General features: G+C 38.0%; 11 protein-coding genes and 1 pseudogene. 3 read left to right on the forward strand and 9 right to left on the reverse strand.

Translation table 11 applies throughout. The annotated features are described in order from the left end of the window. Positions 1–368 precede the first annotated feature (368 nt). Positions 369–1,223 carry a bifunctional methylenetetrahydrofolate dehydrogenase/methenyltetrahydrofolate cyclohydrolase FolD gene (gene folD / locus CWB65_RS17740; RefSeq protein WP_008127813.1) on the forward strand — a complete coding sequence of 285 codons (855 nt, stop codon included), beginning with the start codon at positions 369–371 and terminating at the stop codon, positions 1,221–1,223. Between the two features lie 62 nt (positions 1,224–1,285). Here the strand turns inward: folD and cysS are convergent, their stop codons facing one another. Continuing rightward, positions 1,286–2,665, reverse strand: a complete 1,380-nt coding sequence (cysS, locus tag CWB65_RS17745; protein WP_138741120.1) for a cysteine--tRNA ligase — start codon at positions 2,663–2,665, stop codon at positions 1,286–1,288. Between the two features lie 132 nt (positions 2,666–2,797). Here cysS and CWB65_RS17750 point away from each other — a divergent pair, with 132 nt between their 5' ends. Beyond that, positions 2,798–3,289 (forward strand): peptidylprolyl isomerase, encoded by a 492-nt coding sequence (locus CWB65_RS17750; RefSeq protein WP_008128620.1) that lies wholly within the window; start codon positions 2,798–2,800, stop codon positions 3,287–3,289. Between the two features lie 89 nt (positions 3,290–3,378). Next, positions 3,379–4,116: a UDP-2,3-diacylglucosamine diphosphatase gene (locus CWB65_RS17755; RefSeq protein ID WP_039038133.1), complete on the forward strand. Its 738-nt coding sequence runs from the start codon at positions 3,379–3,381 to the stop codon at positions 4,114–4,116. A 103-nt stretch (positions 4,117–4,219) separates the two neighbouring features. Here CWB65_RS17755 and CWB65_RS17760 read toward each other — a convergent pair whose 3' ends face one another. The 8 genes and pseudogenes from CWB65_RS17760 to CWB65_RS17795 form a co-directional block, all read right to left on the reverse strand. After that, complete coding sequence (locus tag CWB65_RS17760; RefSeq protein ID WP_138741121.1) at positions 4,220–6,133, reverse strand: sensor histidine kinase; 1,914 nt, start codon at positions 6,131–6,133, stop codon at positions 4,220–4,222. Further along, a complete protein-coding gene (locus tag CWB65_RS17765; RefSeq protein ID WP_138741122.1) occupies positions 6,120–8,345 on the reverse strand; it encodes an EAL domain-containing protein in 2,226 nt (741 codons plus the stop codon). Before CWB65_RS17765 ends, CWB65_RS17760 begins: the two co-directional genes overlap by 14 nt. A 161-nt stretch (positions 8,346–8,506) precedes the next feature. Next, a pseudogene (gene miaE / locus CWB65_RS17770) lies at positions 8,507–9,139 on the reverse strand (tRNA isopentenyl-2-thiomethyl-A-37 hydroxylase MiaE); the annotation flags it as partial. Between the two features lie 154 nt (positions 9,140–9,293). Continuing rightward, the gene (locus tag CWB65_RS17775) at positions 9,294–10,715 is read right to left on the reverse strand and encodes an HNH endonuclease (protein WP_138741123.1); all 1,422 of its coding nucleotides are present in this window, start codon (positions 10,713–10,715) and stop codon (positions 9,294–9,296) included. Between the two features lie 66 nt (positions 10,716–10,781). Continuing rightward, on the reverse strand, positions 10,782–13,292 hold the full coding sequence (hsdR, locus tag CWB65_RS17780) for an EcoAI/FtnUII family type I restriction enzme subunit R (RefSeq protein ID WP_138741124.1): 2,511 nt from the start codon (positions 13,290–13,292) through the stop codon (positions 10,782–10,784). Continuing rightward, positions 13,292–14,488, reverse strand: a complete 1,197-nt coding sequence (locus CWB65_RS20105; protein WP_138741125.1) for a restriction endonuclease subunit S — start codon at positions 14,486–14,488, stop codon at positions 13,292–13,294. The genes hsdR and CWB65_RS20105 overlap by 1 nt, the downstream gene beginning before the upstream one ends. Then, positions 14,488–15,954 carry a class I SAM-dependent DNA methyltransferase gene (locus CWB65_RS17790; protein WP_138741126.1) on the reverse strand — a complete coding sequence of 489 codons (1,467 nt, stop codon included), beginning with the start codon at positions 15,952–15,954 and terminating at the stop codon, positions 14,488–14,490. Before CWB65_RS17790 ends, CWB65_RS20105 begins: the two co-directional genes overlap by 1 nt. 540 nt (positions 15,955–16,494) lie before the next feature. Further along, on the reverse strand, positions 16,495–17,189 hold a 695-nt coding region (locus tag CWB65_RS17795; protein ID WP_212750955.1), incomplete at its 5' end, for a hypothetical protein.

Genomic DNA, 17,189 nt, shown 5'->3' on the forward strand with positions numbered 1-17,189 from the left:
CCAAACTGCGCTAATCGCCGTTACTTACTATTCTCTACGAGTGACCTCGTTGACAACGGGGTGCATAATAGTGATTTGACGGGGTTAGGTCAAACGTTTTTTTAAGAAAACAAATCAAGTGGTCATTTTTAGCCCACAATGGCTAAATATTATAATAGAAGACTGAAATTTAAACTATTTAATTACTCTAGTACTATATAGATGAAAAGCAACTTGGCGATGCAATGCTTTTCTGCGAAAATAGCTTAGGTAATATTAAATGAAAAAATAAAGTTATTATTCTCTTTATAAGCATATGCCCCTTTTTATTATGCGTTCATTTTTAAAGTATCGGTATCTAGTTAATTAACCCCAATTAAAGGTCAACCATGACGGCAAACATCATTGATGGTAAAGCAATCGCAAAACAAGTACGAAGTACAGTTGCGCAACGCGTAAGCGAACGCGTTTCTAAAGGATTACGCGCCCCCGGACTTGCAGTAGTCCTCGTAGGACTTGATCCAGCAAGCCAAGTTTATGTTGGTTCAAAGCGTAAAGCCTGTGAAGAAGTTGGTTTTATTTCAAAATCATTTGATTTACCTGCAGACACAAAAGAAGATGCTCTTTTAAGTTTAATTGATGAGCTAAATAATGATGCAGAAGTAGATGGCATTTTGGTGCAGTTACCTTTACCTGATGGACTCGATGCAGAGAAAATTTTAGAACGCATTACACCACACAAAGACGTTGATGGCTTTCACCCTTACAATATAGGTCGTTTAGCACAGCGTATGCCTGCGCTTCGTCCTTGTACGCCAAAAGGGATTATAACTTTACTCGATTCTACCGGTGTTCGGTATAAAGGCATGCATGCGGTTGTGGTTGGCGCATCAAATATTGTGGGCCGCCCTATGTCGTTAGAGCTATTACTGGCCGGTTGTACGACTACTGTGTGCCATAAGTTTACACAAGATTTAGAAACCCATGTGCGACGCGCAGACCTGCTGGTTGTAGCTGTGGGCAAACCTGAATTTATCCCAGGAGATTGGGTAAAAGAAGGCGCCATTGTTATTGATGTAGGTATAAACCGTTTAGATACAGGTAAATTGGTAGGTGACGTTGAATACAGCATTGCAGAGCAAAAAGCTCACTTTATTACTCCTGTTCCTGGCGGGGTTGGCCCAATGACCGTGGCCAGCTTAATTGAAAATACATTAGAAGCATGCGAAAAATATCATAGCTGAATATAATTCAAATAAAAAAGGGTTGCCATTCGGCAACCCCTTTTTATTACAAGCGAGAAATTTTAAGCCTTACGCCACGTTGTCTTACCCGCCGAGTCTTCAAGTATTACACCTAAAGCATTAAGTGCATCACGGGCTTCATCAGCCGCAGCCCAGTCTTTACTCGCACGTGCTTCATTACGTTTTACTATTAAGGCTTCAATCGTTGCAACTTCATTATCATCTTGCCCGCCTTGTAAAAAAGCCTCAGGCGCTTGTTGTGCAACGCCTAATACTTCGCCAATAGTACGTAATATAAACGCAAGTTGACCCGCCTGTATTGCATCGCTTTCTTTTACGCGGTTTAGCTCTTTTGCCAGCTCAAATAAAACAGGTAAAGCCTCTGGAGTATTAAAATCATCATCCATTGCTTTTCTAAATTTAATCACGAACTCGTTACTCTCAAGCTCACACTCGATGGGTTTAACGTCACGTAAAGCAGTATAAATACGCTCTAGCGATGAACGCGCTTGGTCTAAGTTTTCTTGCGAGTAATTAAGTTGGCTGCGGTAATGGCCTGATATTAAAAAGTAACGAACCGACTCAGGGTCGTACTCTTTTAGCACATCGCGTACAGTAAAAAAATTATCTAACGATTTAGACATTTTTTCTTTATTTACTTGTACCATACCCGTATGGATCCACGTATTTACATACTCACCATTATTGGCACAGCATGACTGCGCAATTTCATTTTCATGGTGCGGAAACTGTAAATCAGAACCCCCACCATGAATATCAAAATGTTCACCTAAGTGCTTTGAGCTCATAGCTGAACATTCAATGTGCCAACCTGGGCGCCCTTCTCCCCATGGAGATGACCATGAAGGCTCACCAGCTTTGGCTTTTTTCCATAAAACAAAGTCCAATGGGTCGTCTTTATCTTGCGCAACTTCCACACGCGAGCCTGACTGCAACATTGTTAAATCTTGTTGAGAAAGCGCGCCGTATTGCTTAAACGTTGATACATCAAATAACACGTCACCATCAGCTGCTACATAAGCATGCCCTTTAGCTATTAAACGCTCAACCATTTCAATAATTTCACCCATGTGCCCTGTCACTGTTGGTTCTACATCCGGGCGTAACATGTTTAGGCTATCAAAATCTTCATGCATGGCTTTGGTCATGCGCAGTGTTAAATCGTTTATTGACTCTTTATTTTCATTTGCACGTTTAATAATTTTGTCGTCAACGTCGGTAATATTACGCACATATTTTAAATTGTAACCAATATGACGAAGGTAGCGAACAATGACGTCAAAGCCAACAAATGTACGCGCATGACCGATATGACAGTAATCGTAAATGGTGATACCACACACATACATGTCGATTTTACCATCGACCATAGGTTTAAATTGTTCTTTTTGTCGCGTGAGTGTGTTGTATATTTGTACCATTTAGTTGGTGTCCTTCACTATTATCAAGAAAATGTATGTTACCACTTGAAAAGCATGGGCTCTAGCGCTTTGTTAATCTTAGCTAACTAAGATAAAATAGTGCGACTATTTAAACCAGATATAGGAAAGCTCATGGTTGTTCTACACACAAACTTTGGTGACATCACCATTAAAATGTTTGAGCAAGAAGCTCCAAACACAGTAAAAAACTTTTTAGAGTATGCAAACGCAGGTTTTTACAACGGTACAATTTTTCACCGTGTAATTGATGGCTTTATGGTTCAAGGTGGTGGCTTTGTTTCAGGTATGGAGCAAAAAGACGTTAACGATCCTATTCAAAACGAAGCTAACAACGGCCTGTCTAATAAAGTAGGTACTTTAGCTATGGCACGCACACCAGATCCACACTCTGCTACAGCACAGTTTTTTATTAATGTTAACAACAACGATTTTTTAAACCACAGCAGCGAAACGTCTCAAGGCTGGGGTTACTGTGTGTTTGCTGAAGTAGTTGAAGGCATGGACATTGTAGAAAAAATTAAAGGTGTAGCTACTGGTAGCAATGGTTTTCACCAAGATGTTCCTCTTGAAGACGTGATCATCGAAAGCGTTACTGTTAACTAATAGTTCGCTTACCCACATAACGTGGAGTATCAGCGGGTGTCATTGCAACATGCATGCGCCCGCTTTATTTTTATCGAAAAGATATCCCTATGACTCAAAAAACGTATTTTATTGCTGATTTACATTTAACTGAAAACAGGCCTGATATTAGCGCTGCTTTTTTTAAGTTTTTAGAATCTAACATTTTGAATCAAGACGTTGATGCGCTTTACATTTTAGGTGACTTTTTTGAAGTATGGGTAGGTGATGACTACGTCACTGAACTTGCGCGCAGTGTAGCTACAAAGCTTAAAGCAATAAGTGATTCAGGTATTCCCGTCTATTTTATTCATGGTAATCGCGACTTTATCCTGCGAGAACACTATGCAAATTTAGCAGGTATGACACTGTTAGATGAGCAAACTGTTATAGACCTTTACGGCACACCCACTGTTATTTTACATGGGGATGAAATGTGTACCCAGGATATTGAGTATCAAAAATTTCGTAAAAAAAGCCGCGGTTGGTGGTGGCCAAAATTAATGCTTGCCATGCCATTATGGTACCGAAAAAAAATAGCTCGCAATGCCCGTGAAAAAAGTAAGCTTAGCCAAGCAGATAAACCGATAGAAATTTTAGACGTTGTTGATGATGCTGTCCTTTCGACATTTACGAAGCACAAAGTTGTTAACATGATCCATGGTCATACGCACCGACCAAATATTCATACATACTCACTAAATGGACAAACGCTTAAACGCACTGTTTTAGGTGACTGGTACGAACAAGGCTCCTACTTAATTGTAACACCTCAAGAACAAAGGCTAATAAACACACCATTTAAATGAGCTATATAAAGCCATTTTAAGAGCCTCAAACCATAAGTGTAGTCCCTTTAAGGCCCTATATAGCATTTAAGTAATACGTTAAAAGTTAAATGTGGGTACTCACTTAATTTTTAGGCAACGTAATTGTAAATCGAGTTTTAAATTTATCCTCCCATTGAGGATCAGACTCTAAAACCAATTGCCCTTTTAAAATTTTGGTAACCCATTGAGAAACCATATAAAGCCCAAGCCCTATGTTCCCTTTACCGCGCGCTGATGTATGAAAGGGCTCAAAAATAACAGATTGCTGCTGCTGATTTATCCCGCATCCGCTATCTGATACGCTAATATTTATATCTCCCTTATCACTTTCCTCAACCTTAATTTCAATCTCACCAGATTGATTTTCTTCAAAAGCGTGGTTAAGCGCATTCATTATTAGGTTTTCAATAACCTGTGAAATAATCCCAGGGCGGCTTTTAAGCGTGCAGTTATCATTAAACAGGGTTTTAATTTTAACCTTTGAGGTTTTTAATCGAGAGTTCAGCGTAATCAACAACTCTTTTATTATTGTTTCAATATTACATTCAATAAACTCTTCATTATTTCTATCTATAGCCATTTTTTTAAAGCTTTTTACAAGCACAGCAGCTTTATCTAGATTTACTCTGGCTAAGCCTAAATTATCGTCTAAGCTTGATACGCTGTTCTCTAGCAGAGACTTTGTTAAGCCAGTTTTTATACCTTCATTGAGGCGGCTCATCACCGACTCTGCATTAGTAACAGAAATAATAGCACCGCCAATAGGCGTGTTCATCTCATGAGCTACACCCGCAACAAGCATACCTAATGAAGATAGTTTTTGCGCTTCAACAAAGCTGTCCTGCAAAAGTTGCTGCTGCCTAATGGTATTTGAAAGTTGATTATTGACAGAATCCAGCTCCAACTTTTCAGCGCGTAACTGGTCAAATAAATCTTTTAGCGTTTTTGTATAGCAATATTCTCTGTATAAAATAAAGCCACCAATAAACAAAAGAATAATACCGCCAATACCAGCATAACCTAGCGCCGTAAAGTGTATTTTATTCATCAACTTATCTTTACTTTTGATGTAAATATAAATGACTTCATTAAGGGTTTCATTATGCCTTTTTGAAAAAAGTGCGGGCAGCTTGTCTAACGAATAAATGTTTGAATCAAAATATCTTACTGTATTTTCTTGTTGGTTTTGCATAGACTCCCAGAGTGATGGGTTATAATTAGCAATTGTTAGCTCTGGCAATCCAAGCATAAACCCCCACTCTTTAGACTTATCATTGTTAAAAATCCAATACCCATCTTTGTTTACAATATTAATTTGAGCGTTTTCAGAAGAGTAATTTCTAATTTTCTGAAAAAAGTCAGATAAGTTAAAATTAATTATAATGAGGCCATCAACTATAAATTCGCTTGAGCTAGTTCGATAAGTAACTCTAATGGTGGGTTCGTATGGCTCAACTATTGAAGCATACTCCATATTTAAATCAATTCTTGATAAAAACGAATCAGGTGCCTCTATCGATATACCTTGCCTAAAGTAATAGCGCGACATTTTGTTTTGGAGCTCTTTTTGCTTAACAACTTTTGCCTCACCGTTTTTAAAGTCAACTCTAAAACGTTCGTTCCCGGTAATATCAATCCACCGAATTTGCGAAATGATAGGCGATAATAACCCAAAATTAACGAAGTAATCATTTATGCTTCGTATGGATTCTCGGTCTCTAAACATATACCTGAGCTTATTGCCCCTTTTTAGGTTTTTGTTGTCCGCTAAAACTTGTGTTAGTTTTTTTATGCTACTTAGCTCTTTTACAAACTCTGTCTGCACTAGAGATAGTTTGTCGTCTTGATAATCTTGAACAAGCGCAAGCCTTGATTGGTAAATTTGCCAATATACTAAAAAACTAATAACGCCAGCAGCAACCATAATAAACAATGCTTTAATATATAACTGTTTATTATTTAAACTAACAGAAAGTCTATGATCAAACTTTTCCATGTTGCTTTAACCATGTTGTTAAATCGTCAAAAAACAGTGGTTTTGAAAAGTAATAACCTTGGGCCACATCACAGCCTATTTTTTTAACCCATTCACACTGCTCTAGTGTTTCTACACCCTCAACAATAATAGAAAAATTAAATCGTCTGGCTAAGTTTACAATCATTTCTAGGATGTATTGGTTATTAGCATTGCGCTCAATATCAGTTAAAAAACATCTGTCTATTTTTAAAATATTTGCAGGTATCTCAGTTATGTGTGAAATAGATGAATAACCTGTTCCAAAATCATCAATACTTACCTTAATACCCAGCGCCATAAATTCATCTAACGACTCTCTAATTAAGTCGTAATTACTGATCGCTTGGGTCTCAGTAATCTCTAGCTCAAGCATTTCTGGAGGTATATTGGCATCTTTTAACTTATGAAGGGTTTTTTTGCAGTAATCAGGGTCAACCAAATCAAAGGCAGATGCATTAAAAGCAATAGGCAGATTTACGCCTATATCACTTAACTTATGAATGGTCGAAATTATCTTATCGAAAATAACGCTGTCTAATTCACTAATTAAACCTGCTGTTTCAGCAAGTTCAATAAATATCTCTGGGCTTACAAAACTACCGTCTTCTAACTGCCAACGAGCCAAAGCTTCAAAACCGACAGGTGTTAACGTTGCTAACTCCATTTTCGGTTGTAAGGCTATTTGTAAAGTACCAGCACCAATTACTCTTCTTAATCGGGCCATTAAACTATATCGGTTAGTTAATGCTTCTGTTTTTTCTTGGGTATGCTTTATATATTTTAAAGATGCGGTTTGACTGTCACTTAAGCTAGATTCAGCAATGCTTATTATTTTTTCGGGTACAATATTTAAGACAGAACTTAGCTCTAAATCAAGAATTCTCAAATCAGCATATTGTTTTACCGAGGTAATTATACATTTTTGCCTTTTTAGGCTAGCTATCATTTCGTCAGTTATATGAAAGTTTGCGTTTATAAGTAATCCAAAGCTGCTGTTATTAATAATGGCAATACGCGCTGAATAACCATCAAAAATAGTCAATAAATTTTTATAAACTTCTTTTAATAGTTTTTGACAAAAATCATGGCCAAACGAAAATGCTTTTTCTTCAAATTGTTCAACCTCAAAAACTAATAAACGTGTTTGGTACTGCTCGTGCAGGTTCATATTTTTTATTTCGCGAGTGAGCCAGTTTCGATTATGCATATTTAACGAAACATCGGTATATGCAAGTTCAGTAAGCTTGTTAAGCAGTGCTATATTACTGAAGCCTGTGCTTACATTTTCACTAAATACTTTTAATAAGTATTCATTTTGTTCAGATATTTCATTGTCCGATTGAACAATCGTTATATAGCTTTCCCCAGCTATTTCTTTGTTGCAAAAATAAAATACCGTGTGGTGCTCAGAAAAAATGTGCCTTTTTTCGTCCAAGGCTCGCTCAAAATCACTGTAAATTTGTGGAAGTAAAACCCTATCGTCAATAAGCTTTCCTTCAAACCCATCAAAACAACCATTAGCTGTCGAAATATGCGCTCTAATAATTTCGCCATCATTTTGGGTGGAGCACACAATCCCCCCTCCCTCGGTGACGTTTAAAATATTACTGATTTCTTCTAAAACAGCTCTAGAGAAAGAGCTCATGTCGTGTTTACTGTTTATGCTTCTTGAAGCATCTAAAACTAGCTGAAGACCTTTTCTGGCTGAAGATATTTGTGTAATGTATTTCCAGGTGCGTAGGTTGCTTGTAACAATAGATTGTAATTTTTCAGCAGAGACGTCTGACTTATTCCAATACTCGTCTATATCAAGCGTTTTCATTATTTGCTGTTCGGGAGCAAAGCCTGGTTGACCTGTAAGTAAAACAATACGCATGTCTGCGTTACCAATCACCTCTCTTATAGTACTTACAAGCCTGAGACCTGAGTCATCATCTTCCATAACAACATCTATAAAGGTGAGTGCTATATCTGGATGCAAACTAAGCACTAAAGCTGCTTGTGAAACCGAGTTAGCTGTGAGGACTTCTATTTCACAATTATCATCTGGTCTCATTTCTTTTAAGCTATTGGTTAAAGCATGTTGATAATTTATATCGTCCTCAACAGTGAGAACTTTTATTTTTTTTATTGTTGAGCTGTCTTCTTCACGCTCCTCATCAAATACAAACAAACTGTTGCTATCGGACATCCTACACCGCCTATATAAAAAACATACAACTAAATTTAATAGATATAGTTCGTAAATTTGTATGTAACTTTTTACTATATATAGTAGAAGGCGATTTAAGTTTGGTCTAATTTTTAGTGCTTTATCTCATCAGTTATGCAAAAAATAAAGCACTGGGGGGATTATGCTGGAGTACCACTATGAAATTTGAAGTCTTCATCTGCCGATACAATAAGTTCAGCTTCAATTTCACCAAATTCCTTAACCCTTTGCGTAATATCAAAATCGGCAATTTCTTGAGCTAAGGCTAGATAATCTTGATAATGACGAGCCTCTGAGCGCAGTAGCGAAATATAAAAATCACCTAGACGTTTATCTACATGGGGCGCCAACTTTGCAAAACGCTCACACGAGCGTGCCTCAATGTAAGCACCTACAATTAATTTGTCGACAAGTGCATTTGGCTCGAATGTTTTAACATTTCGTAACATCCCTTTAGCGTAACGACATGGTGTAATACTTTGGTACTCTACACCATACTCATCCATTATTTCTAAAACTTGGTAAAAGTGATGTAACTCTTCTTTTATGAGCAACACCATTTTATCAATTAAGTCTTGCCCGTAAGGAGAGTTAGACTTGGGAATGATTGATTTAGTGAGCTTGTTTTTTGCTGCTAAATCACGCCAGTTACCTTCACGTTTATAAATTAGTGTTTCGAATGGTTTAAGCCAAGCTAAAAGTGCATCACCGCTTTCTTTATCTACTGCATACTTACGAATTAAAAACATTGCTGACTGAGCGGCTTTTAACTCATTAAATGTAAATATGTGCATATATAAATAGCAATATATTTATCAAGTAGTTAATGAAAAATTATGCTGGGATAGTTTTTATTTGCGAATAGAATTAAATTCATATTCGTACAGAGTAAGATAGAACGTAAACAATTTTGAAAGCGTGTGGAATCTATCCAGTGTTCGCCTTAGTGAATTGATAAAAATGTTTTTTTAGTAATGATTTTGAAATATTGGTTTTAGATTGACCTAAACTGTTGCCTTTCAAACCCCTATAGTATTTATCTCTGACTTTATCAGAAACGACTATTTTCAAAGTCTGCGGCTCGATTGATATTAAAAACCTGTCAAATAGTCGATGTATATCGACTCTGAGACATAGTCCATTTTGCAACAGATTGGATTGTTCTCCTTTGTAAGGAATAATATGGGCAGCTTCTAACAAAGCCAGCTCAGCACATCCTGATACGGCACATTTTGAATAAAAGTTATCAAGAGTTAATGATCTAAATCCCTGCTGGCCAACCCTTGTAACTTGGCTCCTAGTGACTCTATCCCTGTTATCTTCTGTTAACGCATGTAGGCTCACTTGCTCTTTATCATCTATTTTTGTGTGAACATTTTCTGTTAACTTATCAGTATCTTCTTCATCAATGTCAAAATCTAAATCAAGAATTTGGGGGTGTTCTAAAAAGGCTTTCCAGTGTTTTTTCTGGCTATCAATTTTTGTAGATTTTCTAATAATAGCTAATGCTTCACATGCCGCAGATATTGAAGAAAATGAGTAATTGCGCTCTTCCCATAATTTTAAAATACGCTTTAAAGGAAGCTGCACAACTTCAGATCTATTATATTTTTTTCTGTGAAACGGATTGATTGTGATTATCTGATCATTTTGAGGATTTTCTGCTAACTCAATATCCTTTAACTTTCTTTCAAATTCACTGATCAAATCATGATTTAAGTAGCTTTCCCAACCCTTATAGTTCTTAATATTACCATCATTAACATTCTTAATAGCCAATATTTCTGCCGCAGCTTCTTTTGTACCACATAACTTTAACCTGTGATGCCAAACTAACTCTACCTCCTCTAAAGTAAGCTCAGTTACATCTTCAGGGTCAAACACATATAGGTGCAGTGGCAGGTTATGTTTTACTTGGGTAGCAGTAGTCTCTTTATTTGGCGTATCTATTGTTTCGTAAAGATCATTTGAGCTCATTGATAAAGCAAAATCATCATCGAGATCTAAATCATCATCTAAAGGTATTTCCGTACTCTGCTTTTCTAAAAGGTATCGCTCGACATTAAAAGATGGACCAGGATTAATTTTTCTTTTAGTTATATTATTCTTTTTTCCTTTATGCTCGGCATAAGCATGTTTAGCTTTATTAAAATCAACAATATTTAAAAACTTCTTGAAAGCACTAAAATTTTCTTTATTTTCATAAGCTACTTTAAGAGCTTTCTTCTCACTTTTAGTTAACCTGAATTCATGTTTCGCTAGTAGGTGAAATAAGTCGTTTATGCTTTTCCCTTTAGAATAATATTCAAAGATATCTTTTTTTATTCCAATAACAGTACGCTTCATCATAATTCTCTAAATAGATCTATATTTTGATATTATCTACATCTTTAATATAACTCGCGAAATTCCTATTCACCTTGCATACAAATACTTCTGAAAACCTATAAATGTGTCGCGTATCGCAGCTGGTGAGCCAAACTCAATCGCTGCATCATTAATGGTATTGTATTTAAGTTCTACTAGACTACGCATTTTTCCAGGTGCCAGTTCTTGAACGCCGTCTTCAATGTATTTACTTAATATAAAGTTGATAAATTCTTGTTGTTTATAATCGCTAAAAGCAGAGTTTATTTTAGGTTTTGCCTGTTGGGCTCGCTCGGTGCGTGTTTGCGCTTTTGCGGCATAGGCTACATAAGACAAAACATCGTATACGTCGCTGTCTTGAGCATCGATTACTGCCTTCATGCTGTCGAGTTTTTCACTATCGTAACCCGCTTCAGTTAAGTCTTCTAATAGCTTTTCGCGAGTTGTTGGGTCACTCCATATTTCGCGTAGTTGGTCTTCGTTTTCAAAAAAGCGCGGTAGGTCGTCAAACATACGTTCAACAAATTCTTTTGCTGTAATGGGCTTACCTTCTGCACTCCAGTACATTGCTGAGGAAATATGCTTAATTTGTCGTGTACGGCCGTCTGAGAGCTTTATTTCGAGCTTTTCACATACACATGGCCTTTCGCCACATTTATCACAGCCTTCAGGCTCTGGCTTTTCACAAACACATGGCTTTTGTTCACACACTTTACAGGGTTTCTTTTCACCGGCACCATCGCCGCCAGTGTCTTCACATTGGCACGGGGTTGTGCCGCACTCTGGGCATACTTTGTTGGGTATTGGTTCACCATCCCAAGCTGGGTCTGCAAAGTTATGGTGCGCTTTTACAAAGTCGTAAATGGTAAAATAGTCTTTCCCATCGTAAGTACGAGTGCCTCGGCCTATGATCTGTTTAAACTCAATCATGTTGTTACAAGGGCGCATAAGCACAATATTGCGAACATTACGTGCATCTACACCAGTAGAGAGTTTGCGTGATGTAGTTAGAATTGTCGGAATGGTTTTTTCGTTATCACAAAAGGTTTTTAAATCGTTTTCACCCGCAACACCATCGTTAGCGGTAACACGAACACAATAGTTAGTGTTGATGGTCCAGCCTTTTTTTACTGCGTACTGATTAATAAAATCGCGCACCATACCGGCATGAACTTGTGTTGAACAAAACACGATAGTTTTTTCTTTAGGATTAAAGCGATCCATCCAATACTGTACACGGCGCTCTTCGCGCTGAGGTATGGTAATAATGCGGTTAAAGTCACCTTCTTTATACAGTTTACCTGGCTCAGGATCGCCTTTTACAACAACACCATCCCCCTCTATGTACTTGTACTCATCCATAGTGCCAACAATCGGTAACACTTTAAATGGCGTTAAAAAGCCATCGTTAATGCCTTCTTTAAGGGTATAACTGTAAACGGGTTCGCCAAAGTAGCCATAGGTATCGGCATTATCGGTGCGTTTGGGTGTTGCGGTTAAACCCAGTTGCACAGCAGGGGCAAAGTAATTAAGAATATCACGCCATGCACTTTCATCGTTCGCACCACCACGGTGACACTCATCAATAATAATTAAATCAAAAAAGTCAGCTGGGTATTGCTCGTAATACGGGTTTTCTGCTTTTTTGATTGGTGTATTTTCATCCTCTTCTGTTGTGGCTTTATTTAATTCGGTTTTAGGCCCACACATAAGGGTATGAAAAATTGTAAAAAATACGCTAGCATTTTTCGGCACGCCGCCTCGTTTACGAATATCTTCAGGGGTGATGCGCACAATGGCGTCTTCACCAAATGAGCCAAAATCGTTAAACGCTTGATTGGCTAAAATATTACGGTCGGCCAAAAACAAAATACGTGGGCGCTTTTTCGCAAGGCTAATGTCTTTTTGCGCGGTTAGGCTCCAACGGGTTTGAAATAACTTCCATGCGGTTTGAAAACCAATACAGGTTTTCCCCGTACCGGTAGCCAGTGTTAGCAGGATGCGATTTTTGCCCTGAGCAATGGCTTCTAGGGCATTATGAATGGCATTTTCTTGATAATAACGCGGTGCCCAATCACCTTTAGCCTCAAAGGGAATAGTAGAAAACGCATCACGCCAAGCTGTCGTATAACCTGCTTCTGGTGTATCGCCTTTTTGCTCAAAGGTTAAATCCCAGAGCGCTTGCGGAGATAGGTATTCATCTACCAGCTTCTCAACACCTGTAAGCATATCAATCTGGTAAATATCATGGCCGTTGGTGGCATACGCAACACGACATTGCAGACGCTTTGCGTAGTCTTTTGCTTGGCGCACACCTTCACTGTAAGTCAGGCTTTCTTTTTTGGCTTCTACTGCGGCAAGCTTTCGGCCTTTGTATACCAGTACATAATCGCAAGGCACTTTATTAGCGCGTTTACCACCGGCCATGATTTGGCCAGGGCAAATAAGCTCGCGGCGAATAAAACTGTTATCAACTTCACCCCAACCGGCAGCAACTAATTTAGGATCAATTAAATCCGCTCTGGTGTCGGCTTCGTTACGCGTCCTTGCTTGTGACATTAGGCCACCGCTCCTTCTTTTTCTTTGGTCAATTCACCTGAAAAGGCTTTTTGTAAGATAGATTTTTTTAGTTCGTCTAGTGAATCAAGTTTAGATTTATAGAGCTTAAAAACTTGATTAATCTCATTCTCAAGAACCTCTAACTTACTAACCACATCACCAGCAATTAGTTCAGTGACTTTAGGAACTGGAATGCTATTTAGTGCCCTCTGATTAAGTTTTGGTTGCGCCATACCAGATACATAAGGGGCTAAAGATATCGAATTCAAATAATACTCTATAAACTTTTGGGTATTTCGATCTTTAAACTTGAGAACATGTGCATGATTATTAACCCAATATCGTCCCGATGCTGAAAAAGCAATTGGGTAAGTTCTTGCTAGTAGGTTCGCACCATCTTCTGAAACGAGTAGTAATTCTTCATCAAATAAATAGTCGTCTACATAATCCACTATTCCAGATGCGCCATAATAAGGATACTCTCCTTCAATACGATCCTTCTTGGTAATCGGCACACGCTTACTATCTAAGTTCTCTGCAACAATATTCAAAGTAGAATCTTCCCACCCCTCACCACGCTGGCTAAACACTTGTTGCAAATAGCTTTCAAACAACTCGCGGGCGTTTTTGAGGTTTTGCTCGGTCTTGGCGCGGGCTTGTTCTATGTCGTGAAAGGCTTGGTCGAGAATAGCGACGATGCGTTTTTGTTCGGGAATGGGAGGGTATTTAACTCGAAGATTTTTCAAGGTTTTATAATATATACCTGAAACCCCAGTTGTACCTTGCTTCATACTTGTTAGCTGATCAGAAACATCTTTACTACAAAAAGCATAAGCTGCAAATTTGGGATTAAGTTCAGTAGAGAACTTAATCCTCATTATATTGTTATTAAAAAGCACAGGTATTTTTGAAGTTGATTGGTATAAACATGACTTACCTACAAGCTCATAACTATTTCTTGTATTAAATAAAAAGTCATTATTCTGAAGGCTAAACTTTTCAACTTCTTCATCAGTGGCATTAACGCGCACCATACTTTTAGGATTCCAGCTATTATCACTAGATATGTTATGCATTTTTACATAGTCAAATTCAAAGCAATCACTTTGTAAGCTTGAACCTTTTACTAAACCAATAGTTTTTTCTTGAATCAGTTCATCAAGTTTTTTTTCTTTCCAGAACTCTGATTCACTCATCACAACAACTCCTGAATTTTACCCAGAATCGCTTCGCTCTCTTTATCCAGCGCGATGATTTCTTCAATAATGGCTTGCGGTTCACGCAGGGGCGCTTCTTCTGCTTGATTCGGGTTTTTAACCGATAAATCCCATGTTGCATCATCTAGTTCAGACGTTGCCAATGACCAAGATTTAGCACTGTCCTCAAAGCCTTTTTGAAGCTCGATAAATTCTTTTAAGTCGTTGTCGTTGAGTGGGTTGGTTTTACCCAAGCTGCGACCAGGGTCTAGCTGGTAGAACCATGTTTTCTCGGTTGGCTCGCCTTTAGTGAAAAACAATACGACGGTTTTTACCCCAGCACCTAAAAAGGTTTTTGCAGGACAGTCGAGTACGGTATGTAAGTTACAGTTTTCTAATAGCTCCTTACGTAAGGCAATAGCAGCATTATCGGTATTCGATAAAAAAGTGTTTTTAATAACAATAGCGGCGCGGCCACCTGGCTTGAGCATTTTGATAAAGTGCTGCAAAAACAAAAAGGCAGTTTCACCGGTTTTAATCGGAAAGTTTTGCTGAACTTCTTTACGCTCTTTACCGCCAAATGGCGGGTTAGCTAATACAATATCGTGCTGGTTGCTTGGAGTAATGTCTTGTAGGTTTTCGCCCAGTGTATTGGTGTGAATAACGTTAGGTGCTTCAATGCCATGTAGAATCATGTTCATAATGGCGATAACGTACGCTAAAGACTTTTTCTCTTTGGCGTAAAAGGTGTTTTGTTGCAGGGTTTTTAAGTCGCTGGTTGAAAGCTGCTTATTGCTTGTACCACCTTGGCGAAGGTAGTCGTAGGCTTCACATAAGAAACCTGCCGAGCCTGCGGCACCGTCGTATATCGTTTCGCCAATTTGTGGCTGTAATACGTCGATCATCGCACGAATTAATGGGCGTGGTGTGTAGTATTCGCCCCCGTTGCGGCCTGCGTTGCCCATGTTTTTAATTTTTACTTCGTACAGGTGTGAAAGCTCGTGCTTTTCTTCTTGTGAGCGAAAGCGTAATTCATCTACTTTCTCTAGCGCATCACGCAATGAATAACCACTTTGAATTTTGTTTTTGATCTCGCTAAAGATTTCACCAATTTTGTATTCAATAGTGTCTGGGCTTTTAGCGCGTAACTTAAAACCTTTAAGGTAAGGAAATAACTCGCCATCGACAAAATCCATTAAGTCGCTACCGGTTAAGGCCTTGTCGTGATCAAACTCACCATTAGCGGTTTTAGGCGCAGCCCACGAACTCCAACGATACTCTTCATCAATAATATATTGGTAGTCTTCTGCCATTAACTCGGCTTCTTGAGATTTAGTAAACTCTAAATCATCAAGGTATTTTAAAAATAACATCCACGATGATTGCTCGGTATAGTCTAGTTCACTAGAGCAGCCTGCGTCTTTGTAAAAAATATCGTCGATGTTTTTAAAAGTTTGTTCAAACATTATCGTTTTATCCCTGCATAGGCTGTAGAGCCTATTTAAATGTTTATATAATTATTTTAGCCACGTACTATTAGATGCGTTAAAAGCTTTAAGTGGTATTTAGTATTCTCATCCATGCTTGAGCAACATAACCGATGGTTTTATTTTGCCCATCAACATTACCCAGTACATGACTGTATTTCAAGCAGTTAAACCAAAAAGAAAAATTGCAATAAAAGCACTAAGTACGTTTGTTGTATTACGTCAATAAGCGAAGCTTTTATTGTTGTATGGATTACATTGGAAGTATAAAGGGAAAAACATTAACAAAGAAGTGCTGGGTTTGAATTGAAATACTTTAATATCCACTTCAACCAATAACTTATACTTTTCAATTCTTAACGCGAAGCACCTCATAAACTTGCTTGATTTGCTTTAGCGAACTTTATATTTTTAATATGTTCGCTAAAGTTGGTTTTATACAGCCCGCATTCAAAGCGAAGTAATTTGAGTGTATTAATAACTGTAATTTAAAAAGAGTTACAGTTATTAACAACCTTATTACGCCTTGTCTATGTGCTTTGCAACAGTTTGTCTACTGAGACCTACAGCTTTAGAAATTGCCTTATAGGTCATGCTAGGAATCTCCTTTTTTAACAGGGCTGCATGCGTCTTAGGCTCACCCTGTTTTATCATTAGAAGACATGAGCTTTTACGGTTTAATTCCTCTTTGAGCTCTACATTTAACAAATGAAGACTTTCAAGATCTGCATCTTTTTGCGTAACCATAGCCAATAATTGTAACCACTTTTTCAGTAGATTGAGAAATGAACGATAATCAGAACACGCCAGTAATCTTTGTTTACTGAATAAGCGGTTTTTTAACAAACCGATTAGTTGCGGGTTTGAGTCTGCCTCAAGCTTATGAAAAACTCTTGTAACCTGCTCATTTAAGGGGCTAAAGCGAATAACTTTATTACACCAGCTCTCATCCTGTTGAAACTCGTTTGCACAAGCCCGTAAAATCTTAGTTGCTGGCGCGGGTTCATTAAGGGCTAAGCTGATAAGGTAATAAAGCTGCTCATCACTTAGACTCTGACGAGTTAGGCCTTCTTTATCTGCCTTTTCTTTTTGTAAAATGCGAATATTGGCTAAAACAGCTGCCCTTTGTTTTTTAAGGTTGCTCAGCTCAGTAAATTGTTTTTTTAGCTGCATATCATGGCTTATAATGGGTTCCTCCATATCCATATCCATAT

Origin of the sequence: Pseudoalteromonas sp. S554 (genome assembly GCF_005930865.1) — a bacterium.
Lineage (GTDB): Bacteria > Pseudomonadota > Gammaproteobacteria > Enterobacterales > Alteromonadaceae > Pseudoalteromonas > Pseudoalteromonas marina.

Coding starts and splice junctions, on each gene's coding strand:
- folD (WP_008127813.1), top strand. CDS start 369: ATGACGGCAAACATCATTGATGGTAAAGCAATCGCAAAACAAGTACGA.
- cysS (WP_138741120.1), bottom strand. CDS start 2,665: ATGGTACAAATATACAACACACTCACGCGACAAAAAGAACAATTTAAA.
- CWB65_RS17750 (WP_008128620.1), top strand. CDS start 2,798: ATGGTTGTTCTACACACAAACTTTGGTGACATCACCATTAAAATGTTT.
- CWB65_RS17755 (WP_039038133.1), top strand. CDS start 3,379: ATGACTCAAAAAACGTATTTTATTGCTGATTTACATTTAACTGAAAAC.
- CWB65_RS17760 (WP_138741121.1), bottom strand. CDS start 6,133: ATGGAAAAGTTTGATCATAGACTTTCTGTTAGTTTAAATAATAAACAG.
- CWB65_RS17765 (WP_138741122.1), bottom strand. CDS start 8,345: ATGTCCGATAGCAACAGTTTGTTTGTATTTGATGAGGAGCGTGAAGAA.
- CWB65_RS17775 (WP_138741123.1), bottom strand. CDS start 10,715: ATGATGAAGCGTACTGTTATTGGAATAAAAAAAGATATCTTTGAATAT.
- hsdR (WP_138741124.1), bottom strand. CDS start 13,292: ATGTCACAAGCAAGGACGCGTAACGAAGCCGACACCAGAGCGGATTTA.
- CWB65_RS20105 (WP_138741125.1), bottom strand. CDS start 14,488: ATGAGTGAATCAGAGTTCTGGAAAGAAAAAAAACTTGATGAACTGATT.
- CWB65_RS17790 (WP_138741126.1), bottom strand. CDS start 15,954: ATGTTTGAACAAACTTTTAAAAACATCGACGATATTTTTTACAAAGAC.